This window comes from Tenacibaculum sp. TC6, assembly GCF_050606265.1.
GTDB lineage: Bacteria > Bacteroidota > Bacteroidia > Flavobacteriales > Flavobacteriaceae > Polaribacter.
The window spans coordinates 1-23,651 of record NZ_JBOCUK010000009.1; the positions used below are offsets into that span (position 1 = coordinate 1).

The window sequence follows — 23,651 nt, forward strand, 5'->3', positions numbered from 1 at the left end:
ACAAAAAACCAGAGAAGCTAGCCTCTCTGGTTTAAATAATATTTTTTAAATCTGTCAACCTATTTTAGGACGACTCATAATGCTAACTGTTTTTGAAGCTCCGTTGGAGTTAAACCCGTTTGTTTTTTAACAAAAATGCTGAAATTAGAAGGACTATCAAAGCTATAATTATAGGCAATTTCTTTATGGGTCAATTGTTTAAAAGCTAAATCTCTTTTAATATTTAAAATCAATATATCATGAATATATTTTAAAGGAGTCGTATTTAGTTCTGAGGTTACAATTTGAGTTAGCTTTTTTGTTGAAATGTTTAATTTTTCTGCATATTCAGAAACCGATAAACTGCTAATATTTTCCTCAACTAAATCAATAAACTGTATAATTAAGTTATTAATCAGCTTATTACTTTTAAGCTCTATAATTTGTTCTTCAAGAGCATATAAAAGAGAAGAAAATAAATGCGTTGTTTTTTCTTTATAATAAAACGATTTACTCTTTTGAATACTTAAAATGCTACTTAATTGAGATAAAAAATAATGTGATTGAAAAGTATTGTTTTCAAAAACAATTTCAGATTTCGTAAAACTTTTCAGCAAAGTAAAAGAATCATTAAAAAGCATTTCTTGAGTAAACTGAATGAGCAAGCCATCTGCATCAGAATTTCTCTTAACTAAATGAATTTGTTTAGGCTTTACAATATAACAGCTATTGTTTTCAATAGGAATTTTATTAAAATCAATGATTTGATAACCTCCTCCTCTTTCAAAAAATAAAATCTCAAAGTAATTATGCTTATGAATAGTATTAAAATCATAACTATTCTCATGAGAAATTTTCTCAATATTAATACTATATGAAGTATTTAAATCATGAATAGGAATATTTATCGGCATAAATTCATAAGTTATATTCTGTTTTTAATAACTTCTTAATTTTTAAGAGTAAATACTTTTGCGAGGTATTTTAAAATTTAAAAATAATGAAAAAAATAGTTCTAACTTTAATAACGCTTGTAGCTTTAGTTAATGTAAATGCACAGACAATTTGGAAAGTAGATAAAGCGCATTCTTCAATTACTTTTTCTGTTTCTCACTTTATGATTTCTGAAGTAACAGGAAACTTTGGAAAGTTTGATATTACAGCAATGAGTAATGAGAATTTTGAAACACCTGAATTTGACGTATCTATAGATGTTTCAACCATTAATACCAACCAGTCAGGAAGAGATAACCATTTAAAATCTGCCGACTTTTTTGATGTAGCAAATCACGCAAGTATTGTTTTTAAAAGTAAAGCATACAAACAATTAGATGAAAAAGAATTTGAAACTACCGGAGAAATTACCATCAAAGGAATTACTAAAGAGGTTGTATTTAAAGGAAAACTAAACGGAATTATTGAAGGAAGAGAAGGAAAGAAAAAAGCAGGATTAAAATTAACGACAGCTATTAAACGAGAAGATTTTAACATAGGAAAAGGAATGAACCCAATAGGAAAAGAGGTAACGGTTACTGTTAATATTGAAATGAATGAACAATAAAACATCTTTACTTTTTTAAACCTATAGTTTAAGCCCAAGAAATAGTATCTTGGGCTTTTTTACTCAACTTTTTTTAAAATAATGAAAATAACTAATAGAAGTTTACATAGAGATTTAGCCTACTTTTATGTGGGATTAATTATAGCTTTTTCCTTTTCAGGAATCATTCTTAATCATCGTGAAGATTGGTATCCTATGGATTATATATATGAGAACAAACCTTTTGAACTAAAAATCCCTTCTGATGAAAAACAGCTTACAAAAGAATATATTACGGAACACACAAAAGAAGTAGGAAAATACGATGGGCATCGAGTAAGAAACGGAAAAGTTCGTGTGTATTTCAAAGACAATATTATTTTAGATGCTGATGCTAAAACGGGAAAAGGAATTGTAGAACATAAAAGGAAAGTACCAATTATAGGGCATTCTATGTACTTACATAAATCAACTAATAGCTTTTGGGTTTGGTATTCTGATATTTTTGGAATAGCCATGTTAGTCATTGCCATAACAGGTGTTTTAATTCCGTTAGGAAAAAAAGGATTTAAAGGAAGAGGTTGGAAGTTGGCCGTTGCCGGAATGTTATTCCCGCTATTATTTTTAGTCTTATACTCTTAATTAAAAACATTTAAAGATTAGGTTAATTTAACATTCAATCAATTCATTAAATCTTAAAAATAGATTAATATCCATTTACATTGAAGTTTATCTATTAAAATAAATGAATTTTTTTATATAGAATCAGGTCAACATTTTTACGTAATTTTGCACTTCAATTTTTAAAGAAAATGTCAGAAGAAAAAAAATCATTAAACTTTATTGAACAAATAATTGAGGAAGATTTAGCTAACGGAATGCCTAAAGAAAACCTTCGTTTTCGTTTTCCTCCGGAACCTAATGGTTATTTGCATATTGGACATACAAAGGCTATTGGTATTAGCTTTGGTTTAGGAGAACAATACAATGCTCCTGTTAACCTTCGTTTTGATGATACCAACCCGGCAAAAGAAGAGCAAGAATACGTTGATGCTATTAAGCGTGATGTTTCTTGGTTGGGATATACTTGGGCCAATGAATGTTATTCTTCTGATTATTTCCAGCAATTGTATGATTGGGCAGTACTGTTAATTAAAGATGGGAAAGCCTATGTAGATTCTCAAACTTCTGAAGAAATGGCAAAACAAAAAGGAACGCCAACTGAACCGGGAGTTGCAGGACCGTATAGAGATCGTTCTGTTGAAGAGAATTTAGAGCTATTTACTCAGATGAAGAATGGAGAGTTTGAGGAAGGTACGCATGTTTTGAGAGCAAAAATTGATATGGCATCACCCAATATGTTAATGCGTGATCCTATTATGTATCGTATTTTAAAGAAACCTCATCATAGAACCGGTAATGATTGGGTAATTTATCCAATGTACGATTGGACTCACGGAGAAAGTGATTACATAGAACAAATATCACATTCACTGTGTTCATTAGAGTTTAAACCGCATCGTGAATTATATAATTGGTTTAGAGATACTGTTTTTAGCTACAGTGAAAATCAATACCCATTACAACCTAAACAACGTGAATTTTCTCGCTTAAACTTAAGCTACACAGTAATGAGTAAGCGTAAATTAATGAAATTAGTTGAAGAAAAAATTGTTTCCGGTTGGGATGATCCTCGTATGCCCACTATTTCAGGTTTACGTAGAAGGGGTTACACTCCTGCTTCTATCCGTAGTTTTATAGAAACTGTTGGAGTGTCAAAACGTGAAAATGTAATTGACGTAGCTTTATTAGAGTTTAAAATTAGAGAAGATTTAAATAAAACAGCCAATCGTGTAATGGCCGTTTTAAATCCGGTTAAACTTGTCATTACTAATTATCCTGAAGATAAAGAAGAGTTTTTAATTGCTGAGAACAATCCGGAAGATGAAAACTCAGGAACCAGAGAGGTGCCTTTTTCAAGAGAATTATATATTGAACAAGAAGACTTTAAAGAAGAGGCTAATAAAAAATTCTTTAGACTTTCTATAGGAAATGAAGTACGTTTAAAAAATGCTTATATAATTAAAGCCGAAAGCTGTGTTAAAGACAGTGAGGGTAATATTATAGAAATCCATTGTACTTATGATCCTTTAAGTAGATCAGGTAGTGGTACAGAAGAAAGTAAACGTAGAGTTAAAGGAACGTTACACTGGGTATCTACAAAACACGCTGTTGAAGCTGAAGTAAGAGTTTATGACCGTTTATTTTTAGACGAAGCTCCGGATAGTCATAAAGACAAAGATTTTATGGAGTTTTTAAATCCTAACTCTTTACAAATTATAAAGGCTTTTGTAGAGCCTAGTTTACAAAGCTCAAAAATCGGAGATGGTTTCCAATTTCAACGTTTGGGTTATTTTAATGTAGATAATGATTCTACGCCTGAAAAATTAGTTTTCAATAAAACTGTTGGACTAAGAGATACTTGGGCTAAGATGAATAAATAAGAATAAAAAAAATCCGCTTTTAAAAGCGGATTTTTTTTATTCTTCAATTACAAACCTTTCATTTTGTATCCAGTTAGCTCTTAACTTAAAAACCTGAGGGAAATAAATTACTTTTTCCGGTTGAATTCTCTTTAAAAAACTTCCGGTATCCCAGCTTTTGTTGTCATTTTCATCAATAATAGCTCTAATTAAATATTCTTTAGGCTCTAATAAGTCAAACGTTATCTTTTCAGACGTTTTTATATATTTTCTAAGTAATACGTTATCTTTTTCTAAAAGCTCAATAATAAGAGGTTTTTTAACTTTGTTTTCAACCTCCAAAATGATAGTTCCGTAATCTTCAATTTCTTTTGTTCCAAATCGATATTTAAGTGAATCATTTTTGGTTTGATATATATCAACAATTGCATCTGGTAATACTTTTAACTCATATCCCATTTTTGGTTTCTTATCAAATAATACTGCTAATTTATTAATCCCAAACTTTTCAACTTTATGAGAGACTTTCAGCGTATCTTTATCTACTAAAGACACCTTAGCTGTATCTATAGCAATAATCGGATTGTTTGTTTCTAAAAAGAACGTGTCTTTAAGATTAAGTATACTCTTTACATTTGAATTCACTACAAGTGAGTCTATTTGCTTTTTTCGTAAATGAACAGTAACAGTATCAATAAACGTATTTTTAGTAACTAAAAAATTTAAAGAATCTAATTCAGTAGGAGTATGCCAAAATAAAAGAGTGTCTTTTTCTTTTTCATACTGAGAAAAAGAGTTAAAATCATTCGGTACTTTAGACAGTAGTTTTATTTCTAAATCTTTTTTTCCTCCCTCAAAACCAAATTCAATTTTTCCTTTTGATACTTCTTTAGGTCTTTTTAATTGAAAAGGTTGTTTTTCTTTAAACAACCTAACCTCTTTTTTTACAATACTATCTCTAGGAAGCACTATTGTATCTGCTAAAAAACCTATCTGGTCTGTTCTTGGGCTGAATAAGTAATCATTGGCAGGCTCTTTTAAAGCTAATAACAAATACTTTCCTTCTTTGATATTTGTAAATTGGAAACCGGTAGAATCCAACGTATTGGTAACATATTCCGGTTTTTTCTTATAAATTATAGAGTCATTAAATGTACTATCTAATTTATATAGTAAAACACTTATATTCTTATCAGCTACCTTTTTAAAAGCATTGGTTATACTTCCTTTAATTTTTAAGGAATCAATTGTTTTACCTGTAGAAAAAACATATTTAAAACTCTCTAATTTATTTCCTTCATTATTATCTTGAACAGCATTTCCAAAATTAAAGGTATAGGTAGTATTTGGTTTTAGTGTATCTAAAATTTTAATAGTAATATTTTTACTAGGCGATCCTTGCGGACTTATAACCAAAGGATTTTTTAACGGTGGTGACACAACCAATTGCTTGGTTAAATCTTTCAGAACTATATATTCATCAAAATGAATTTTTATTGTATTTTTAGTAAAATTTGTGGTTTCATAAGGCGGATTTGCCGTAACCATAATAGGCGCTTTCTCATCTTTAGGACCTCCATCAGGCCTTCCTCTTCGTGCACAACCAATTACCAGAATAACAAGAAAAAAAACACTAATTTGAGTTATTTTTTTCACAAAACAGATTTTAAATTCAGTATCAAAAGTAGTAAAATAACATAAACGATTCGTTATACTTTTTCAGTATATGCTATTGTGCAAATACTAATTATAATATTCTCTGTTTTTAACAACTCATTACAGCAAGCCTCTAATGTAGCTCCGGTTGTTATTACATCATCAATTAATAAAACATGTTTATTGGCAAAAAATGAAGTATCAATCAGTTGAAATTTAGTGTTGTTATTTGAAAATCTTTCAAATCGTTGCTTAAGCGTTTGAGTAGTTGATGTTGATGTACGAATTAACAAATCAGGCTGATAAGGAATATCTAGTTCTTTTCCCAGTGTTTTGGCTAATTTGGCAACCTGATTATAACCTCTTTGTTTTTCTTTTAACGGATGTAAAGGTACCGGAATTATACAGTCAACCTCATTAAATAATGATATTTTTTTTAACTCATACGCCATCCATTGGCCTAAATAAACTCCTATTTCTTGTTGATTTTTATATTTTAAATCATTAATTAATTTTTGAGTTATTCCTTGCTTAGTATAATACAGAAAAGAAAACACTTGGTTAATTGGTATTCTTCCGTAAAAAATAGCTTGTAACATTTTTTGAGTTACCTCGTTGTATGTAATAATGGGTAAGTCATGTGCACAGTTTGTACACAGGAATTGTTCTTCCTTTAAAAGATGAGTTGAACAATTAACACATAAAAAAGGATAAAACAGATGAAATATATCTTTTAAAAGTTGCATCTTTACTAGCGAATTTTTTAAGGGAAAGGTACTAAAATTTACAAAATAATATTTTGAATAAAAAAATCAGTTTTTTTAAAGAAGCCGTAAAAAACTACAAAACTTCCGGAACTTTAGTTCCAAGTTCTCGTTATTTAGCAAATAGAATGTTAAACTCAATAGATTTTTCTAAAGCTACGGTAATTGTTGAATTGGGCCCGGGAAACGGCGCTATTACCAAAAGTATTTTAGAAAAAATACAACCTCACACAACCCTGATTTGTTTTGAAATAAACGATGTTTTTTATAATGAACTTAAAGAAATTAACCACGAACAAATAATTTTGATAAAAGATTCTGCCGAAAATATCATAGAACAACTTCAAAAATTAGGGTTTAATGAAGCTGATTATATAGTTTCAAGCTTACCTTTAACTATTATTCCTAAAAAGATATCAACAAATATTTTACAAAAAAGTTATACTATTTTACGTAAAAAAGGACTCTTCATCCAGTACCAATACAGCCTTACTTACTATAAAAAGCTTAAAAAAGTTTTTGGTAAAAATATTACCTTAGATTTCGAAACTTTTAATTTTCCTCCTGCTTTTGTATACAAATGTGCTAAAAAATAGTATTTTAGCGCGGAACACTTTTGTTTACCATAATTTCCCCTTAAGATGGTTGCCAAAAATTTTAAACACAAAGGTTTAATAGCCTTCTTACTCTTTTTAGTAATTCTCATAGGTCTGCTAGCATATCAAAATGCCAGAGACTTTTCGTTATTAAAAAAAGCATTTGATGCTGAAAAGGAAGAGTTAGAAAAGGAACTTGACAACGTAATAGCTGATTATCAAAAGGCAATTAACGAAAACAATGATTTTTCTAATAAACTAGAAGAGCAACTACAAAAAATTGTTTTAATAAGAGACACCATTCACAGGCTAAAAACTTCAAACTATAATTTATTACGAGTTTATAAAAAAAGAATTTCTAATCTAGAAAAAGAAAATAAGCAATTATTAAAAAAGCTTGATTCTGTAAAAGCACTCAATAACAATTTATTTAGTGAAAATGATAGTGTACGAGTAATTTTAACAGAAACAGAAGAATTAAACTCTAAGTTGGTACAAAACAATCAAGCCCTAGAAAAAAAAATAGAATCGGCTGAAGTTTTAGAGGTTTCTGATATTCAAATTCAAGCTATGAAAAAAAGAAGCGGTGGAGAATTAACAACCACATATCGATCATGGAAAACAGATGCTTTTAACATTCAATTTAACTTACTTGAAAATAAAATCATAGATAAAGGTACAATACCTATTCATATACAACTTATAAATCCTAAAAATGAAATTAAAGCCGTAAAAGGCAAGGTGAAATTAAAAAACGGAAAAGCTATTATATATAGTGATGTTATAGAAGCCGATTACTATAATAAACAACTATCAGTTATGTCACTAATAGAAGTAAATAAGAATGAAATGGAAGAAGGAATTTATAAAATAAGAGTATACGTAAACAAAACATTTACAAAAGAATCAACTATAAAATTAAAATAACCCCTTTTAAAATCCCCCCAAATATGAACTCAAACAAATCCAAAAATGCCGTTTTAATTGTTCTATTATTTGCGGTTCTATTCACAACCCTATACAACTTTAAAGTATCGAGTGAAATGGATGACCTTAAAAGTGTTTTTAAACAGGAAAAAGCCGATTTAAAAAATGCTTTAGATGAAATGATTAAAGACTATACCGATGTTGTAGTTAGAAAAAAAAGTCTTTCTAAAAGGTTAAGAATAGAAGTACAAAAAATGAAAGATCTTCGTGACTCTGTAGCTAAATTAGAAGGAAATAATTATGACCTTATTAGACGATATCGAAGTAAAATTGCCAGCTTAGAAAGAGAAAACAGACGACTTTTTATTAAAATAGACTCGTTAAACACCGCTAATGAAGCCTTAGTTCAAGAAAATGTGATTACTAATGAAATTCTTAGCCAAAAAGAAACAATTAACAACGAGCTGACAGAAAAATATAAAAAACTGGAAGCTAAAGTAGCAATTGCTTCAAAAATTGATATCAGTCCTGTTCAAGTGGTAGCCATGAAAGAAAGAAGTAGTGGTAAATTAACCACCACTTCCAGATCAAACAGAACAGATGCTTTTAAAGTTAATTTTGATTTACTGGAAAATCCAATTACTGAATCGGGTAAAAAAATGGTGTATATTCAAATTATTGACGAAAAGAAAAATGTAATTACTCCAAAAGGAAAAACCAATCTTAAAAACGGAGCTAAAATATTATATAGTGATTCTTTAATGGTTAACTACAATAACCGCAGAATGAGTCTAGTATCACTTGTTCTTGTAAATAGGGATGATATTTTAAAAGGGAAATACACTATAAGTGCTTTTGTTGACGGGGTTTATTCAGGCAACTCAATAGTTAGCTTAAGGTAAAAATTAACAGAGAAATTCAATCTAAAAAAGTGAAGACTCTTAAAATCTTCACTTTTTTTTATGTAATTAACAATAGTTTAAAAGCTTATTTTATTTTTGCAAAATGGCAAAACAAGAAGATCAATTTAAAAAGGTAATTTCGCACGCAAAAGAATATGGATATATCTTCCAATCTTCAGAGATTTATGATGGATTAAGTGCGGTATATGATTATGCTCAAAATGGAGTAGAATTAAAGAAAAACATTCGTGACTATTGGTGGAAAGCCATGGTACAAATGCATGAAAATATTGTGGGGATTGATGCCTCAATTCTTATGCACCCAACTACTTGGAAAGCTTCCGGCCACGTTGATGCTTTTAACGATCCTTTAATTGACAATAAAGACAGTAAAAAAAGATACAGAGCCGATGTTTTAGTAGAAGATTACTGTGCTAAAATAGAAGCTAAAATTGACAAAGAAGTTACTAAAGCTCAAAAACGTTTTGGTGAGGCTTTTAATAAAGAAGAATTTGTTACTACTAACGCTCGTGTGTTAGGCTATCAAGAGCAAATAAACACTATTTTAAGCAGATTGGCTAGATCTTTAGAAAATGAAGATTTAGATGATGTGAAAGCTTTGATTGAAGAATTAGAAATTGCAGATCCTTTAACAGGAAGTAAAAACTGGACAGATGTTAAACAGTTTAACTTAATGTTTGGAACACAATTAGGAGCTTCTGCTGAAAACTCAATGCAGGTATATTTACGTCCGGAAACCGCTCAAGGTATCTTTGTTAATTTTTTAAATGTGCAAAAAACTGGGCGTATGAAAATTCCTTTTGGAATTGCGCAAACTGGTAAAGCTTTCCGTAACGAAATTGTTGCTCGTCAGTTTATTTTTAGAATGCGTGAATTTGAGCAAATGGAAATGCAATTTTTTGTGAAACCGGGAACTCAAATGGAATGGTATGAGAAATGGAAAGAAACACGTTTAAAATGGCATTTATCATTAGGAATGGGTGCAGATAATTATCGCTTCCACGACCATGAAAAATTAGCCCATTATGCTGATGCTGCTGCTGACATCGAGTTTAAATTCCCATTCGGATTTAAAGAGTTAGAAGGTATTCATTCTCGTACAGACTTCGATTTAAAAGCACATGAAGAATATTCTGGTAAAAAATTACAATATTTTGATCCGGAAGAAAACACAAGTTATGTGCCATATGTAGTAGAAACTTCTATTGGATTAGATCGTATGTTCCTGGCTGTTTTCTCAAATGCCTTACAAGAAGAAGAACTTGAAAATGACACGACAAGAACCGTATTAAAACTACCGGCAGTTTTAGCTCCTGTAAAAGCAGCTATTTTACCATTAGTTAAAAAAGACGGATTACCTGAAATAGCGCGTAAAATTGTTGACGATTTAAAATGGGATTTCAATGTTTCTTATGATGAGAAAGACGCTGTAGGTCGTCGTTATCGTCGTCAAGATGCCGCAGGAACGCCTTTCTGTATAACTGTAGATCACGAAACATTAGAAAACAATACAGTTACTATTCGTCACAGAGACACTATGGATCAAAAACGCGTTAAAATAGACGATTTAAGGGCTCTTATCAAAGAAGAGGTAGATGTACGTTCGTGGTTACAAAAAATGTAAATACAACTACTTAAAATAAATTTAAAACCTATCTTTAACCGGATAGGTTTTTTGTTTACCTATACCTGCTTTAAAAGTTATTCTTTATATACTATTTTTGTAAAAAATACTCTTATACAACAAAAACATAACCAACAATACATGAAAACAATATTAAAAATATTATTTGCCATTTTTTTACTGTGGATGGCTATTGGAGCTTATTTATTAAACACTCAGCATTCCAAAGCTCAAATTGTAATGGGATTGGGCGTGTTTTTTATGGCTTTCATTTTAATGCCCTTCTTTATTTACTATCGTTATAAAGATGGTAAATATAAAAAGTACATCATAAACTCAAATGAAAAAACAAAAAAGGTTGAAGAATAACTCTTCAACCTTTTAAATTAATTATAACAGAACTTTAAAAAAGTTTCTTCATCCTATAAGTCAGGCGAGTAATTTGTTGGATAGTCTTTTGCTCTTGCTAGACCATTCGTTGCCTTAACAAAGTTAGAGCCGTAAGTTGCATCTATAGCTTCTAAAATTTTATTAGCCATTAAAGCATATCCTCTACCTGTTAAATGTACACCGTCTAAACTAACTAAACCACCAAATACTAAACTTGTATTCATGCTAAATTCATCAAAAATAACTCCGCTTGAAGCTTCTTGTAAAATAGCTTTAAAATCTACTAATGCTAAGCCTTTAGCTGTTGCTACAGAAGTAATGGTAGCATTGTAAGCATCTGTAGCTGTTTTAACTTTACTTGTTTCATCAGCGGTTAACACCCATTTATCTTCAAGAGGAAGTGTTAAACCTTCAACTGAAAACTGACCTGCCAAAGCTTGTGGTAAACCTTTCATCATTAATGCTTCCACATTTGCTGCATTTGGTTTTCCAATTATACTACTACTTGTTAAAACTAATAAATCATTTGCTGTTGCCGGTCTTGTTTGTCCGTAAGTAGTTGCTAATAAATTAGCTACTAATGGAGCTGCCTGAGCCGGTAAACCAAACTGTTGTACAAAAGCAGGGAACTGTGGATTAGCATTTAATGCAGCCTCTATTTTAGGTGCTAAATCAACTAAACTCTCATCTTTAATTACTACAGGGTTTGCTTGATCTGTTTTAAACTCAACAACACGATTTGGTTGGTTAATAGCAGGGTTTGTATAAATAGCATTCAAAGCTCCAAAAACTGTATTTAATGTTGGTAATTGAGCTGCTAAATCGCTATTAGTTCTGGGATCTAACGGATTATGAGGTACTGTTGTAAAGTAAGGTAATGAAGTTACATATGGAACTGTAGCAACTACACCTTTAGCACCTCCGGCAGTTAACGTATTTACCATACCATTAAATACCTGAGCAAATACCATTGGGCTGGTAATATCGTAAGCTCCGTAAGTAGCCGGGTTTAAATTATCTTTTTGATCAACACCTATTCCTCCAGCAATAGCGTACCCTAATACATCATTTCCTCCTATTTCAGATAACGTGAAAAAAGTTGGTTGCTTAGACGCTACTTCTGCAATTACTGTTGATTGTGATGGTGCCATTCTTACAAAATAAGGATTAGCAGTCATCGGATTAGTTAACAATCCTGAAACGGCTCCATAACCGGGAGCTACAAAATGGAAACTTTTTGCTCCGGGAATTCCGTAATTATTAAAACCAGGTGCTCCTGTAGCCGGTGCTCCTACTTGAGTAGTTGGAGTTGCTGATAATCTAACAGGTCCGCTACCATTAAAATATAGTCTTGGTTCTTGAGCTACGCCTGCACTACTTATTAACCCTCCAATATTATCAGCCATTAAAGGTTGACTAAAAGTTCCTCCATTGGCCATTGCAAATTTGCCAGCTAAAATATTAGGGAATGAGTTTTCTTGACCTTTTATAAATAACGCACCGTCAGTAAATCCTGCTGTAAAAGAAGCACCAACAGAAATATATTTGGAAAAATCAGCAGTACCTGCTTCAAGTTTAACTTCCGGAACAGATTCACCAGATATTTCTTTTAAATCGTTATTTACATCACACGCTGTAAGGGTTACTGCTAACCCAAACATCCATATTATATTTTTTTTCATCATCATGTTCATTTTATTAGTTATTAATAGTCCAAGAAATAAAATACTGAGAACCTATAGCACCAACACCAGGAGCACTAAAGTACTCTTTTCCTGTAAGATTAGCTCCTCCTAACTTAAATGTTGATTTCCATTCCGGAACTCTATAATTGATTTGTGCATCAAGAACGGTTCTTGAGTCAATCATAGCATCTAAGAAAGTAGATTCCCATAAGTATTCATCTTGCCATCTAACGTTAACATTAAATCCAAAGTTTTTGAACAACTCTGATTTACCAAACTGAAACTTAACTTTGTGCTCAGGAGTGTTAAATCCGGCTTCAAAATCAGGGTCAGAAGCTTGATCAAAGTTAAAACGAGACCAAGAATAATTCAACCCAATATTAAATCCGTTAAAGATTTTAGTATCTAAACCAATAGTTAAACCGTAAGAACTAATATTTGCTGATGAGTTTGTATACGTTGAAAACACAGCTCTGTCCCCATTTGATAATGCTACTAAAGCTAAAGGCACATTAGCCCCACCAGGTCCAACAGGAGCAGTATCAGACAAGTCTGCTTTTCCGTATAATGGTACAATTACATTTTCATTAGCAATAAAATCTTTATAATCGTTGTAGTAAACACTTAAATCAACACTTATCTTTTCTTTACCTGCCGGCAATACTCCACGATATCCAACTTCGTAAGCTGTAACCTTTTCTGGTCTTACTAACTCTACATTAGCCTTTGTTGGGTTTCCTGCTAATACTGAAGATAAAGAAAATGCATTTTCGTATGCCTCTCTTCCTACAATACCTCTTTCAGCTATACCTGTTAAAGCACTTCCTGTTGGACTTAAAGCAATAGCTCTCGTTGTATACCTATCTAAATTATTAGGTGCAGAACCTACTAAAAATGCTCTACCAGCATCTAACCCAATATACTGATCTTGTGTTGTTGGATTTCTAAAACCTGTTTGAAAAGAAGCTCTGAAGTTATGATCTCTTGTTTCACCTGCTGCATAAGCAATAGAAACTCTTGGAGAAAAATTACCATCAAAATTCTGTGCTTTATCATAACGAATAGATCCTGTTAGTTTTAATCTATCATCCATTAATTTCTTTTGAACCTGAGTATAAACTCCGTACTCATCATAATAAATCGGACCATCATAATCTGTAAAAATAGTTCCTTGAGAGTTTAATGCATACTGACGATACGAACCTCCAAACTGAACTTCAGCCCAATCAATATAATCTCTTAAATTCAAGTTAGCATCTGCATGGTAAAGTTTTGTATTGTCAACAAACTTAGCTCCGGTTGCTAAATTAGGATCATTAATTACTTTATTAAAAGCAGCTTTAAATTCAGGAGTGCCTGGCTCAAATCTACCTCTATCGGCAAATTTTCTTGCTTCAGCATGTGATCCGGTCATAAAATATCTTGTTGCGTATTCGGTAAACCAATCTACATTAGATTTCCATTGTGAATTAATATTTATTGCTGCAAATCTTGTATCGTATGAATCCCCAGCATCTTCATCTGTTATATAACCTCTAACAAAAAAGTTTTTACCACGGAACTCTAATTTATGCTGTTGCATAAAAAAGTTTTTAATACTGTATCTGTTAGTTCCTTGATAAATCGTGTTTCCAACACCTATTTTAGCATTATAAATAATTTCTAAACGATCGTTTCCTAAAGGTCTGTAATGTAATGCTCCGCCAAACTTAACACTTTTAGCTTCGTAATTCATTAAATCAACTTCATTGTATCCTGTTCTGCTTACAGTTCCAATAGCCCCACCAAGGTTTGTTGATACCTCATCCCCGTAAACGTTTAATCCGTCATAATCGTTTTCAGAACCTCTGTCTCCAGGAACATATGTACCTAACTCTCCGTTAGTATTTCTGTAATCTGTTGCATACCATTCAGTACCTTTTAAGAATGAAAAAGTAGCTTTAGCTGCAAATTTGTTATCAAAAGCATGTGCCATTCTGATACTTGCGTCATAAAAACGATTATCTCCGGCAGCTTGTTGACTTGTAATTCCTGTTTTAATCACAGTACTTATACCTTGGCTATCAAACGGACTCTTACTAGTCATAAACATAATACCGTTAAAAGCGTTAGCTCCGTATAATGCTGATGATGCTCCCGGTAATAATTCAACGCTCTTAACATCTAGTTCAGAAAGACCTAATAAATTACCTAAAGCAAAATTTAATGCGGGTGATGAGTTATCCATTCCATCAACTAATTGCATAAAACGTGTGTTTGCAAAAGTTGCAAAACCACGGGTATTAACTGACTTAAATGTTAAACTGTTTGCATTAATATCAACACCTTTTAAATTTTCTAATCCATCAAAAAACGAAGGAGAAGACGTATTTCTGATTTCTCTGATATCCATTCTTTCAACGGTTACCGGTGACTCCATAATACGTTCAGGAGTTCTAGAAGCTGATACAACTACTTCATCTAAAGAAGTTGCATTTTCAGATAAACTAACCTCAACAACTTGGTTATTTTGCGTAATTTCTACTTTTTCAGTTTGGTATCCTATTAATGAAATCTCAAGTGTAAAAGGAGGGTTATCTGTTACTCGTAGTGTAAATTTTCCATCGAAATCTGTAGAAGTTCCAACAGCTTTTCTCGAAACCTTGATATTAGCACCTGGCAGTGGTCCCCCCAGAGTTGCATCATTTACGGTTCCTGTAATAGTTGTCTGAGCAAACATCAAACTACTACATAGCGCAAATGCAACAAGTAATAATCTATTCATCATAATTGTGTAAAATAATTTGTTAACTTAACGCAAAATACGATTTTTTTTGATTTCCAAAATATTTGTGTTAATTTTTATTAAAAAACCCACTAATAACTACTTGTTTTTAACAAAATCTTTACTCCATTTTTTAATTCTGAAATACATTTTCAAAATGTGTATTACATATTGTACATTTGTGAAAATTTTTATTTTACATTGGAAGTAACTCATTCTATTTTTGATTTTGTTCCTACTCAAAAAACATATGTTACCATTGGTACTTTTGATGGGGTACATATAGGACATCAAAAAATTATTAAAAAGCTGGTTGAAGATGCTAAAGCAAACAACAAAAAATCGGTTGTTTTAACGTTTTTTCCTCATCCGAGAATGGTTCTTCAACAAGATGTTTCTATTCAATTAATTAATACCATTAAAGAACGCTCTAAGCAATTAGAACTTTTAGGGCTAGATTATTTAATTATTCATCCTTTTAGCAAAGAGTTTTCCAGATTAACAGCTTTAGATTTTGTTCGTGATATTTTAGTTAATAAACTTAACATTGATAAACTAATTATAGGTTACGATCATCATTTTGGAAAAAACAGAGAGGGAAATATTGAGCAATTAACAGAGTATTCTCATTTATTCGATTTTAAAGTAGAAGAAATTCCGGCACAAGATATTGATGATGTATCGGTTAGTTCTACAAAAATCAGAAAAGCCTTACTTAATGGTGAACTTAAAACAGCTAATAAATACTTAGGATATAATTTTTCTCTTACTGGTAAAGTAGTAACCGGTGAACAGCTAGGTAGCAAAATAGGATTTCCTACAGCTAATATTTCTATTCCTGAAAACTATAAACTCATTCCAAAAACCGGAGCTTACGTAGTAAAATCAACAATTGATAAGCAGTCTTTTTTTGGCATGATGAATATTGGCAACAGACCTACCGTAAACGGAGATCATCAAACTATTGAAATTCACTTTTTTGATTTTAACCTAAATATTTATAAGAAAGAAATAACAGTAGAACTACTTTATTTTTTAAGAGATGAGCAACGATTTAATTCAGTTAATGATTTAAAAATTCAACTGGAAAAAGACAAACAAAATTCGCTGCTTTTTTTAAAAAGTTACGCCAGTTTCTAATCTTAAAATTATTAAGTAATCCCCCCTGATTTCAAATATCTTAGAATTAGCTTTTTGACGTAACCTACGCACAAAGTTAATCCTTTTAAAGTCTTTATAATGACATACTTGTCATTATGTAATCCATATGTTTTTAAGAATTTGTGTCAAAAAAAGAATGATACTGTCAAAAGAGGAGATAACTTTAAAAAAGATTGCCCTTTGTGTAAAGACTTTAAGAGAAGAATACCATATTACTTTAAGTGAGTTTTATATTGATACGGGAATACATTTAGCCAGAATAGAACAAGGAAAAACAAACATAACTATTGCCACCCTTCAGAAAATATGTGATTACTTCAATATTACACTATCTGACTTCTTTATGATGCTTGAAGAAATTTAGTAGATAAAACACATTGCTTAAGTCTATCACTTCTTTTATCTTTGCCTTTCTTAAAAACTAAAAAAATGTTACAGATTCAGTTTATTAGAGAAAACAAACAGACTGTTTTAGATGGGCTTGCAAAGCGTAATTTTGCTAACGCCGAAACAATGATTGAAGAAGTGTTAAACACTGATGAAACCAGGAGAACTACTCAAGTTTCATTAGATAATGTATTGGCTGAATCTAACAAAATATCCAAAGAAATTGGGCAACTTTTTAAATCAGGTGAAGTACAAAAAGCTAATTTGTTAAAAGAGAAAACAGGGCAGTTAAAAGACCAGTCTAAAGAGTTAACAGAAAAGTTAAATGAAGCTTCAGATAAATTACAGGAGTTACTTTATCAAATTCCAAATATTCCGCATGCTTCTGTAGTTCCCGGTAAAAATGAAGAGGATAATGAAGAAATTTTCAAAGAAGGTATTGTACCTGATTTAGGCGACAATGCATTACCTCACTGGGAATTAGCAAAAAAGTATGATATTATAGATTTTGATTTAGGAGCTAAAGTTACCGGTGCCGGTTTCCCTATTTACAAAGGGAAAGGAGCTCGTTTACAACGTGCTTTAATTTCTTATTTCTTAGATAAAAATACCGCTGCAGGATATACAGAGGTACAAGTACCACATTTAATTAATGAAGCCTCTGGTTATGGTACCGGGCAATTACCTGATAAAGAAGGTCAAATGTATCATGTTACTGTTGATGATTTGTATTTAATTCCAACAGCTGAAGTACCTATTACCAATATGTTAAGAGGTGATTTATTACAAGAATCTGATTTACCTAAAGCATATACAGGGTATACTCCTTGTTTTAGAAGAGAAGCAGGAAGTTATGGTGCTCACGTAAGAGGATTAAATCGTTTACATCAATTTGATAAGGTAGAAATTGTTAGAGTAGAACACCCTGAGCGTTCATATGAATCCTTAAATGAAATGGTTGAGCATATCAAAGGAATTTTACGCGAATTAAAATTACCGTATAGAATTCTACGTTTATGTGGTGGTGATACCGGATTTACTGCTGCTTTAACTTTTGATTTTGAGGTGTATTCAACAGCTCAAGAGCGTTGGTTAGAAATAAGTTCTGCTTCAAACTTTGAAACGTTTCAGGCAAACAGGTTAAAATTAAGATTTAAAAATAAAGAAGGAAAAAGTCAGTTAGCACACACTTTAAACGGAAGTTCATTAGCATTACCTCGTGTGTTAGCAGGTATTTTAGAAAACTATCAAACTGAAAACGGAATTAGAATTCCTGAAGTTTTAGTTCCTTATTGCGGTTTTGATTTTATTGATTAATCATATACAATACAAACTATAAACAAAAAGTAAGTTTCTAAGCTGAAACTTACTTTTTTAATTTGCAACCACTGCAACCATTAATCTTTTGTACTTGTTCATTTCTAAAAGAGCTTCAAAATATTGAGGTATTTGGCCATTTTTCATAAACTCATTAGCTCTTTGCCTTGCCATTTCGTATTGTTTTGATAAGTTTTTCATACTACAAATTAATTTAGTTATATTACCCGTAAGACAAAGTTCATGCCAAAAATGTTACAACGGCTTTGATAAAAAACACCTTTTTTAATTAATTTTTAACAAAAATAAGAGGATATTATCTGCCTTAAAAGCGACTAATTATTTGATTATATGTGTTTTTTTAAGAATTTTGTATAACTCATTTTTCTAAACAATCATCATTAAATTTTAATGAAAAAAATTATTACACTTACTCTTATTCTTTTTAGCCTGCTAGGTTATGCTCAGCAAAATACGTATATAATTGCTGAAAATTACTTTAGAAATAGTGAGTATGAAAAAGCTATTCAGCTATATAAAGAGCTTTATCAAAAAAGCCCGTATAATACTACGTATTTAAAAAGGCTAGTTAATTGTTATCAGGAAACAGGTCAATTTGCAATGGTTGATTCTTTGATTACAGAAAAACTAAAACAATTTCCAAAACAAACTTTTTTACTGGTTGTTTTAGGATATAACTATGAACGTCAACAACTAACAGACCAAGCCAATGAGCAATACCAAAAAGCAATAGCATCAATACAAAAAAATGATGGATATGGCAGCCTTATTGCCGGGTTATTTAGAGAATATAGTAAACTGGATTTGGCTATAGATTCATACAATCGTATTATGGAACAAAATCCAAATGCAAATTTTGGTTTTCAATTAGCTCAAATTTATGGCGAGAAAGGTGATTTTGAAAAAATGTTTGAATCTTACATTGATTTAGTTGATAAAAATGAAGGATTTATTAATAATGTTAAGCGATACACAAGTACATACATTAGTGACGATAGTGAAAACGAAAACAATATTTTATTTAAAAAAGCGCTGTTAAGAAAATCTATTAGCAATCCTAAAAACATATGGAATGATCTTTTAGCTTGGTTATTTATCAAACAAAAACAATATCAAAAGGCACTTATTCAACGAAAAGCATTACTTACCCGAGATATTGACAATTTATCATCTATTAAAGAGTTAGGTAAAATTGCCTACGACAATCTTGATTATGAAACCGCCAAAGAATGTTTTGATTTAGTTATAGAAAAAACCAGCTATCCAAGTGATAAGTTTCATTCAATTTACATGAATCTTTTAATTGATATAGCCACCAAACAACCCGATGTTGAAGAAAAATTTCAGAAAATATTTAATGAATACGGTATTAATCAAAGTACTATTTATATTCAATTAGCTTATGCTGATTTTTTAACGTTTAATAAAAACAATCCTGAAAAAGCAGTAACCGTATTAGAAAAAGCGATGGATTTAGCTAGTACAAAATTTGCCAAAGCTTCAGTAAAATTAAAATTAGGTGAAGTATTAGTATTTACTCAAAAGTTTAACAAAGCACTTATCTATTTTTCACAAGTGCAAACACAGTTTAAAAATCATTATTTAGCTCAGGAAGCTCGCTTTAAGGTAGCACAAACCTCCTATTTCAACAACGATTTTAAATGGGCAAAAGCTCAATTAAAAATATTAAAAGGTTCTGCTACACAACTTATTGCGAACGATGCTACTGAACTTTTTTTAACAATTACAGACAATCAACCTTCAGATAGCATTCCAACAGGATTAAAAGAATATGCTAAGGCTGATTTATTAGCGTATCAAAATAAAAATGAAGAAGCTATTGCTATTTTATCAGAAATTATAGTTAATTATAAAAACCAACCAATAGAGGATGAAGCCCTTTACAAACAAGCTCAATTGTTTGTAAAACAAAAACAATATGATAAAGCTATTCATAATTATGAAAAAGTATTGCAATTAAATCCGGAAGGCATTTTAGTAGATAATAGTCTTTATGAATTAGCTGAATTATACAATAACGAATTAAATAACCCTCAAAAAGCTTCTGAATACTACCAAAAGATTATTTTTGACCACGCTTCGAGTATCTATTTAGTAGATGCCCGAAGAAAATTTAGGAAATTAAGAGGAGACGATATTTAATTAAACCAATATACCGTTTTATAGATAAAACAAGTAGTATCTATAATCAACACATTATCACATTAAAATTATGTATATATACAACGTAACAGTTAATATAGATGAAAGTATTCATGCTGAATGGTTAGTTTGGATTGAAAATCATATTCCGGAGGTTTTGGCTACCGGGCATTTTATTAGCGCAAAAATGACACAAGTTTTAGTTGAAGAAGAAATGGGAGGTATTACCTATTCAATTCAGTATACTGCTAAAACAAAAGAAGATCTTGAAAATTATTATAAATACGATGCTGATAAACTTCGAGGTGATGGTATGAAAAAATTTGCTGATAAAATGTTAGCTTTTAGAACTGAACTTAAAGTAATTAATGAATTTTATCCTATCGCAAATAACAACTAACCTTATTTTGTATTTTTTATTAGTAAGTAAAACCCCAGTGTATGACCGTAAGAGCTAAAAAACATTTAGGACAGCATTTTTTAACGGATGAAAATATTGCTAAAAAAATTGCTGACTCTTTAACCGAAGTTGGTTATGAAAATGTTCTGGAGATTGGTCCGGGAATGGGGGTATTAACTAAGTACTTACTTGAGAAAAAACCTAAAGTCACGGTAATGGAACTAGATTCGGAGTCTGTTACCTACTTACAAGACATTTTTCCTGTAGAACACATTAAGCTAAACACCACAGCTGAAAAGTTCACCATTATTGAAGGTGATTTTTTAAAACAAGATTTAAGTAAAATATGTAATGGTAAACCTTTTGCCATTATAGGTAACTTTCCGTATAATATTTCATCACAAATTGTATTTAAGGCTATAGAAAACCGCGAATTGGTACCGGAATTTTCAGGAATGTTTCAAAAAGAAGTGGCTGAACGTATTGCAGAAAAAGAGGGTAGTAAAACCTACGGAATTTTATCTGTACTTACGCAGGCTTTTTATGATGCAGAATACTTATTTACAGTTCCTCCTTCTGTTTTTAATCCTCCGCCAAAAGTTGATTCAGGCGTTATCAGACTTATCCGAAAAGAAAACTATACGCTTCCGGTAGATGAAGCTCTATTTTTTAAAGTGGTAAAAACCGCTTTTAATCAACGAAGAAAAATGCTTCGTTCCAGTTTAAAATCCTTGAATATTTCGGTTACATTAAAAGAAGACCCTATATTTGCGATGCGTCCCGAACAGTTATCGGTACAAGACTTTATAAACTTAACGTCTAAAATCGCAAACGATGGCATTAGAAATCACTAAAGAACTTATTGAAAATGTACAAGAACTAATTAAAAGTCAAAAAGACACTGCTCTTTCTGAACTTTTCTTAGAAGTACATCATGCCGATATTGCTGAAGTTTTAGATGAGCTTTCTTTTGATGACGCTGTATATATAATTCGTTTACTAGATTCTGAAACCACTTCTGAAGTGCTATTAGAAGTAGATGAAGAAGTAAGAGAGAAAATTTTTGAGCGTTTATCTGCTAAAGAAATTGCCGAAGAAATTGATGAACTTGATACGGATGATGCGGCTGACGTAATTGCTGAACTTCCTGAAGATCGAAAACAGGAGGTAATTCAGAAAATAGAAGACAAAGAGCATGCTAAAGAAATTGTTGAACTTTTACGTTATGATGAAGATACCGCCGGTGGATTAATGGCTAAAGAGTTAGTAAAAGTTAACGAAAATTGGAATGTTTTAACCTGTGTAAAAGAAATGCGTCAACAAGCAGAAGAAGTTACCAGAGTGCATTCTATTTATGTTGTTGACAACGATGGAAAATTAAAAGGTCGTTTGTCTTTAAAAGATCTTTTAATGGCTTCTACGCGTTCTAAAATTGCAGATGTATACATTCCAAAGGTTGATTTTGTAAACGTACATGATAAAGCAGAAGATGTTGCCAATGTAATGCGTAAATATGACTTAGAAGCTATTCCCGTTGTAGATGAGTTGGGTGTTTTGGCCGGTAGAATTACCATTGATGATATTGTTGATGTTATTAAAGAAGAAGCTGACAAAGATTATCAGTTAGCGGCAGGTATTACTCAAGATGTAGATTCTGAAGATGGTATTTTAAATTTAACCAAAGCACGTTTACCTTGGCTTTTTTTAGGTATGGTTGGTGGATTAAGTGCCGCCAGTATCATGGGAATCTTTCAGGATGCCATGGAAAAAAGCCCTATTCTTTTTTTATTTACACCTTTAATTGCTGCAATGGCAGGTAATGTGGGAGTACAATCATCTGCAATTATAGTACAAGGATTAGCCAACGATGGTATTAAAGGAACTATATGGAATCGCTTATTAAAAGAGGTTTCATTAGCCATGCTTAACGGAGCAATTCTGGCTCTTTTATTATTTTTATTTGTTTGGATAACCAAAGGTAACTTTCAAGTAGCCATAGCTATTGCTATTTCTTTATTTTCGGTAATTATCGTAGCAGGTTTGGTGGGTACTTCTATACCTTTAGTGTTAGACAAATACGGTATAGATCCGGCTATTGCTACCGGTCCTTTCATAACTACAAGTAATGATATTTTCGGAATTCTAATTTATTTTAGTATTGCCAAAATAATTATTGGCTTTTAGTAGTTTTTTCTACTGAATCTATCAAAGTATCTATTTTGTCTTTAGGAATAAATCCTTTCAGCATTAAAATAGCTCCAAAAACGATTAATAAAATTCCCATTCCTCTTTTAATACGGTAAATTACAACAGGTGTTAATTTACTTTTAAGTTGTTTAGCTAATAAAACTTTAATTAAATCGGTAAAAGCATACCCTGAAATTACGGTAACAAAATACCAAAATATAGCGTTAGGATTCATATTAAGAGTAGGTCCTACCATTACCATAATAGCTAACCAACCTGCCAGCACTCCGATATTTATAAAATTGAGAAAAAAACCGTTTAAAAAAAGCTTAAAATAGTTATTGGCTTTAGGTACCTCAACCTGACTTTCATCTACTTCTTTTTTATTGTTTTTATCTATATATGTAATTATTCCATAAACAATAAGAACAAGTCCCCCAATTAAAAATAATCGAGGGTCATCTTTTATTTCTTCTAACAAACTTCTACTTCCATAATAGGCTATAAGAATAAATGAAATATCTCCTAATACTACTCCTAAATCAAATGCTATTGCAGCCCTGGCTCCTTTTAAAATACTTGTTTTTATTAGCATAAAAAAAACAGGTCCAATCATAAAAGCCATAAATACTCCAATAAGAAAAGCATCTTTTAACGTGTAAAAATCCATTAGCTATTTTTGTC

Annotated in this window: 21 protein-coding genes; 15 read left to right on the forward strand and 6 right to left on the reverse strand. The window is 31.2% G+C overall.

Features of this window, described 5'->3' with window-relative positions; translation table 11 throughout:
- Nucleotides 1-74: 74 nt before the first annotated feature.
- Entirely contained in the window at nucleotides 75-893 is an 819-nt protein-coding gene (locus tag ACQY1Q_RS06870; RefSeq protein WP_431004559.1) for an AraC family transcriptional regulator, read from the reverse strand.
- Nucleotides 894-979: 86 nt separating this feature from the next.
- On the opposite strand from ACQY1Q_RS06870, the gene ACQY1Q_RS06875 reads away from it, so the two are divergent.
- From ACQY1Q_RS06875 to ACQY1Q_RS06885, 3 genes are all read left to right on the forward strand, one after another.
- The gene (locus ACQY1Q_RS06875; protein WP_431004560.1) at nucleotides 980-1,540 is read left to right on the forward strand and encodes a YceI family protein; all 561 of its coding nucleotides are present in this window, start codon (nucleotides 980-982) and stop codon (nucleotides 1,538-1,540) included.
- Nucleotides 1,541-1,621: 81 nt separating this feature from the next.
- Nucleotides 1,622-2,161: a PepSY-associated TM helix domain-containing protein gene (locus tag ACQY1Q_RS06880; protein ID WP_431004561.1), complete on the forward strand. Its 540-nt coding sequence runs from the start codon at nucleotides 1,622-1,624 to the stop codon at nucleotides 2,159-2,161.
- 170 nt (nucleotides 2,162-2,331) lie between these two features.
- Entirely contained in the window at nucleotides 2,332-4,023 is a 1,692-nt protein-coding gene (locus ACQY1Q_RS06885) for a glutamine--tRNA ligase/YqeY domain fusion protein (RefSeq protein WP_431004562.1), read from the forward strand.
- A gap of 36 nt (nucleotides 4,024-4,059) precedes the next feature.
- On the opposite strand, the gene ACQY1Q_RS06890 is transcribed toward ACQY1Q_RS06885, so the two are convergent.
- Nucleotides 4,060-5,658, reverse strand: a complete 1,599-nt coding sequence (locus ACQY1Q_RS06890) for an Ig-like domain-containing protein (RefSeq protein ID WP_431004563.1) — start codon at nucleotides 5,656-5,658, stop codon at nucleotides 4,060-4,062.
- 53 nt (nucleotides 5,659-5,711) lie between these two features.
- The gene (locus ACQY1Q_RS06895) at nucleotides 5,712-6,257 is read right to left on the reverse strand and encodes a ComF family protein (protein ID WP_431004564.1); all 546 of its coding nucleotides are present in this window, start codon (nucleotides 6,255-6,257) and stop codon (nucleotides 5,712-5,714) included.
- A 200-nt stretch (nucleotides 6,258-6,457) separates the two neighbouring features.
- Here ACQY1Q_RS06895 and ACQY1Q_RS06900 point away from each other — a divergent pair, with 200 nt between their 5' ends.
- The 5 genes from ACQY1Q_RS06900 to ACQY1Q_RS06920 all read left to right on the forward strand — a co-directional run bounded on the left by ACQY1Q_RS06900 (nucleotide 6,458) and on the right by ACQY1Q_RS06920 (nucleotide 10,861).
- Nucleotides 6,458-7,018 carry a class I SAM-dependent methyltransferase gene (locus ACQY1Q_RS06900; RefSeq protein WP_431004565.1) on the forward strand — a complete coding sequence of 187 codons (561 nt, stop codon included), beginning with the start codon at nucleotides 6,458-6,460 and terminating at the stop codon, nucleotides 7,016-7,018.
- Between the two features lie 45 nt (nucleotides 7,019-7,063).
- Entirely contained in the window at nucleotides 7,064-7,945 is an 882-nt protein-coding gene (locus tag ACQY1Q_RS06905; RefSeq protein ID WP_431004566.1) for a hypothetical protein, read from the forward strand.
- Between the two features lie 23 nt (nucleotides 7,946-7,968).
- Nucleotides 7,969-8,847 (forward strand): hypothetical protein, encoded by an 879-nt coding sequence (locus tag ACQY1Q_RS06910; RefSeq protein ID WP_431004567.1) that lies wholly within the window; start codon nucleotides 7,969-7,971, stop codon nucleotides 8,845-8,847.
- Nucleotides 8,848-8,950: 103 nt separating this feature from the next.
- Complete coding sequence (locus tag ACQY1Q_RS06915; protein ID WP_431004568.1) at nucleotides 8,951-10,492, forward strand: glycine--tRNA ligase; 1,542 nt, start codon at nucleotides 8,951-8,953, stop codon at nucleotides 10,490-10,492.
- Nucleotides 10,493-10,633: 141 nt separating this feature from the next.
- Complete coding sequence (locus ACQY1Q_RS06920; protein WP_431004569.1) at nucleotides 10,634-10,861, forward strand: hypothetical protein; 228 nt, start codon at nucleotides 10,634-10,636, stop codon at nucleotides 10,859-10,861.
- Between the two features lie 53 nt (nucleotides 10,862-10,914).
- Here ACQY1Q_RS06920 and ACQY1Q_RS06925 read toward each other — a convergent pair whose 3' ends face one another.
- Nucleotides 10,915-12,564: a G-D-S-L family lipolytic protein gene (locus tag ACQY1Q_RS06925; RefSeq protein WP_431004570.1), complete on the reverse strand. Its 1,650-nt coding sequence runs from the start codon at nucleotides 12,562-12,564 to the stop codon at nucleotides 10,915-10,917.
- A 16-nt stretch (nucleotides 12,565-12,580) separates the two neighbouring features.
- Nucleotides 12,581-15,334: a TonB-dependent receptor gene (locus ACQY1Q_RS06930; protein ID WP_431004571.1), complete on the reverse strand. Its 2,754-nt coding sequence runs from the start codon at nucleotides 15,332-15,334 to the stop codon at nucleotides 12,581-12,583.
- 198 nt (nucleotides 15,335-15,532) lie between these two features.
- On the opposite strand from ACQY1Q_RS06930, the gene ACQY1Q_RS06935 reads away from it, so the two are divergent.
- The 7 genes from ACQY1Q_RS06935 to mgtE all read left to right on the forward strand — a co-directional run bounded on the left by ACQY1Q_RS06935 (nucleotide 15,533) and on the right by mgtE (nucleotide 22,964).
- On the forward strand, nucleotides 15,533-16,471 hold the full coding sequence (locus ACQY1Q_RS06935) for a bifunctional riboflavin kinase/FAD synthetase (RefSeq protein WP_431004572.1): 939 nt from the start codon (nucleotides 15,533-15,535) through the stop codon (nucleotides 16,469-16,471).
- Between the two features lie 157 nt (nucleotides 16,472-16,628).
- Nucleotides 16,629-16,856 carry a helix-turn-helix domain-containing protein gene (locus tag ACQY1Q_RS06940; RefSeq protein WP_431004573.1) on the forward strand — a complete coding sequence of 76 codons (228 nt, stop codon included), beginning with the start codon at nucleotides 16,629-16,631 and terminating at the stop codon, nucleotides 16,854-16,856.
- Between the two features lie 65 nt (nucleotides 16,857-16,921).
- Nucleotides 16,922-18,196 (forward strand): serine--tRNA ligase, encoded by a 1,275-nt coding sequence (gene serS / locus ACQY1Q_RS06945; protein WP_431004574.1) that lies wholly within the window; start codon nucleotides 16,922-16,924, stop codon nucleotides 18,194-18,196.
- 411 nt (nucleotides 18,197-18,607) lie between these two features.
- On the forward strand, nucleotides 18,608-20,380 hold the full coding sequence (locus ACQY1Q_RS06950; RefSeq protein WP_431004575.1) for a tetratricopeptide repeat protein: 1,773 nt from the start codon (nucleotides 18,608-18,610) through the stop codon (nucleotides 20,378-20,380).
- Between the two features lie 70 nt (nucleotides 20,381-20,450).
- Nucleotides 20,451-20,780, forward strand: a complete 330-nt coding sequence (locus ACQY1Q_RS06955) for a DUF4286 family protein (RefSeq protein WP_431004576.1) — start codon at nucleotides 20,451-20,453, stop codon at nucleotides 20,778-20,780.
- 41 nt (nucleotides 20,781-20,821) lie between these two features.
- Complete coding sequence (gene rsmA / locus ACQY1Q_RS06960) at nucleotides 20,822-21,634, forward strand: 16S rRNA (adenine(1518)-N(6)/adenine(1519)-N(6))-dimethyltransferase RsmA (RefSeq protein WP_431004577.1); 813 nt, start codon at nucleotides 20,822-20,824, stop codon at nucleotides 21,632-21,634.
- Complete coding sequence (mgtE, locus tag ACQY1Q_RS06965; protein ID WP_431004578.1) at nucleotides 21,615-22,964, forward strand: magnesium transporter; 1,350 nt, start codon at nucleotides 21,615-21,617, stop codon at nucleotides 22,962-22,964. The genes rsmA and mgtE overlap by 20 nt, the downstream gene beginning before the upstream one ends.
- Here the strand turns inward: mgtE and ACQY1Q_RS06970 are convergent.
- Nucleotides 22,951-23,637 (reverse strand): LysE family translocator, encoded by a 687-nt coding sequence (locus tag ACQY1Q_RS06970; protein ID WP_431004579.1) that lies wholly within the window; start codon nucleotides 23,635-23,637, stop codon nucleotides 22,951-22,953. The genes mgtE and ACQY1Q_RS06970 overlap by 14 nt on opposite strands.
- Nucleotides 23,638-23,651: the final 14 nt, after the last annotated feature.

Excerpts from the sequence above, each read along its gene's own strand:
- ACQY1Q_RS06940 (WP_431004573.1), top strand. The coding sequence starts at position 16,629 with ATGATACTGTCAAAAGAGGAGATAACTTTAAAAAAGATTGCCCTTTGT.
- ACQY1Q_RS06930 (WP_431004571.1), bottom strand. The coding sequence starts at position 15,334 with ATGATGAATAGATTATTACTTGTTGCATTTGCGCTATGTAGTAGTTTG.
- ACQY1Q_RS06885 (WP_431004562.1), top strand. The coding sequence starts at position 2,332 with ATGTCAGAAGAAAAAAAATCATTAAACTTTATTGAACAAATAATTGAG.
- ACQY1Q_RS06895 (WP_431004564.1), bottom strand. The coding sequence starts at position 6,257 with ATGTTACAAGCTATTTTTTACGGAAGAATACCAATTAACCAAGTGTTT.
- ACQY1Q_RS06905 (WP_431004566.1), top strand. The coding sequence starts at position 7,064 with ATGGTTGCCAAAAATTTTAAACACAAAGGTTTAATAGCCTTCTTACTC.
- ACQY1Q_RS06970 (WP_431004579.1), bottom strand. The coding sequence starts at position 23,637 with ATGGATTTTTACACGTTAAAAGATGCTTTTCTTATTGGAGTATTTATG.
- ACQY1Q_RS06955 (WP_431004576.1), top strand. The coding sequence starts at position 20,451 with ATGTATATATACAACGTAACAGTTAATATAGATGAAAGTATTCATGCT.
- rsmA (WP_431004577.1), top strand. The coding sequence starts at position 20,822 with ATGACCGTAAGAGCTAAAAAACATTTAGGACAGCATTTTTTAACGGAT.
- mgtE (WP_431004578.1), top strand. The coding sequence starts at position 21,615 with ATGGCATTAGAAATCACTAAAGAACTTATTGAAAATGTACAAGAACTA.
- ACQY1Q_RS06925 (WP_431004570.1), bottom strand. The coding sequence starts at position 12,564 with ATGAAAAAAAATATAATATGGATGTTTGGGTTAGCAGTAACCCTTACA.
- serS (WP_431004574.1), top strand. The coding sequence starts at position 16,922 with ATGTTACAGATTCAGTTTATTAGAGAAAACAAACAGACTGTTTTAGAT.
- ACQY1Q_RS06875 (WP_431004560.1), top strand. The coding sequence starts at position 980 with ATGAAAAAAATAGTTCTAACTTTAATAACGCTTGTAGCTTTAGTTAAT.
- ACQY1Q_RS06870 (WP_431004559.1), bottom strand. The coding sequence starts at position 893 with ATGCCGATAAATATTCCTATTCATGATTTAAATACTTCATATAGTATT.
- ACQY1Q_RS06920 (WP_431004569.1), top strand. The coding sequence starts at position 10,634 with ATGAAAACAATATTAAAAATATTATTTGCCATTTTTTTACTGTGGATG.
- ACQY1Q_RS06910 (WP_431004567.1), top strand. The coding sequence starts at position 7,969 with ATGAACTCAAACAAATCCAAAAATGCCGTTTTAATTGTTCTATTATTT.
- ACQY1Q_RS06880 (WP_431004561.1), top strand. The coding sequence starts at position 1,622 with ATGAAAATAACTAATAGAAGTTTACATAGAGATTTAGCCTACTTTTAT.
- ACQY1Q_RS06915 (WP_431004568.1), top strand. The coding sequence starts at position 8,951 with ATGGCAAAACAAGAAGATCAATTTAAAAAGGTAATTTCGCACGCAAAA.
- ACQY1Q_RS06950 (WP_431004575.1), top strand. The coding sequence starts at position 18,608 with ATGAAAAAAATTATTACACTTACTCTTATTCTTTTTAGCCTGCTAGGT.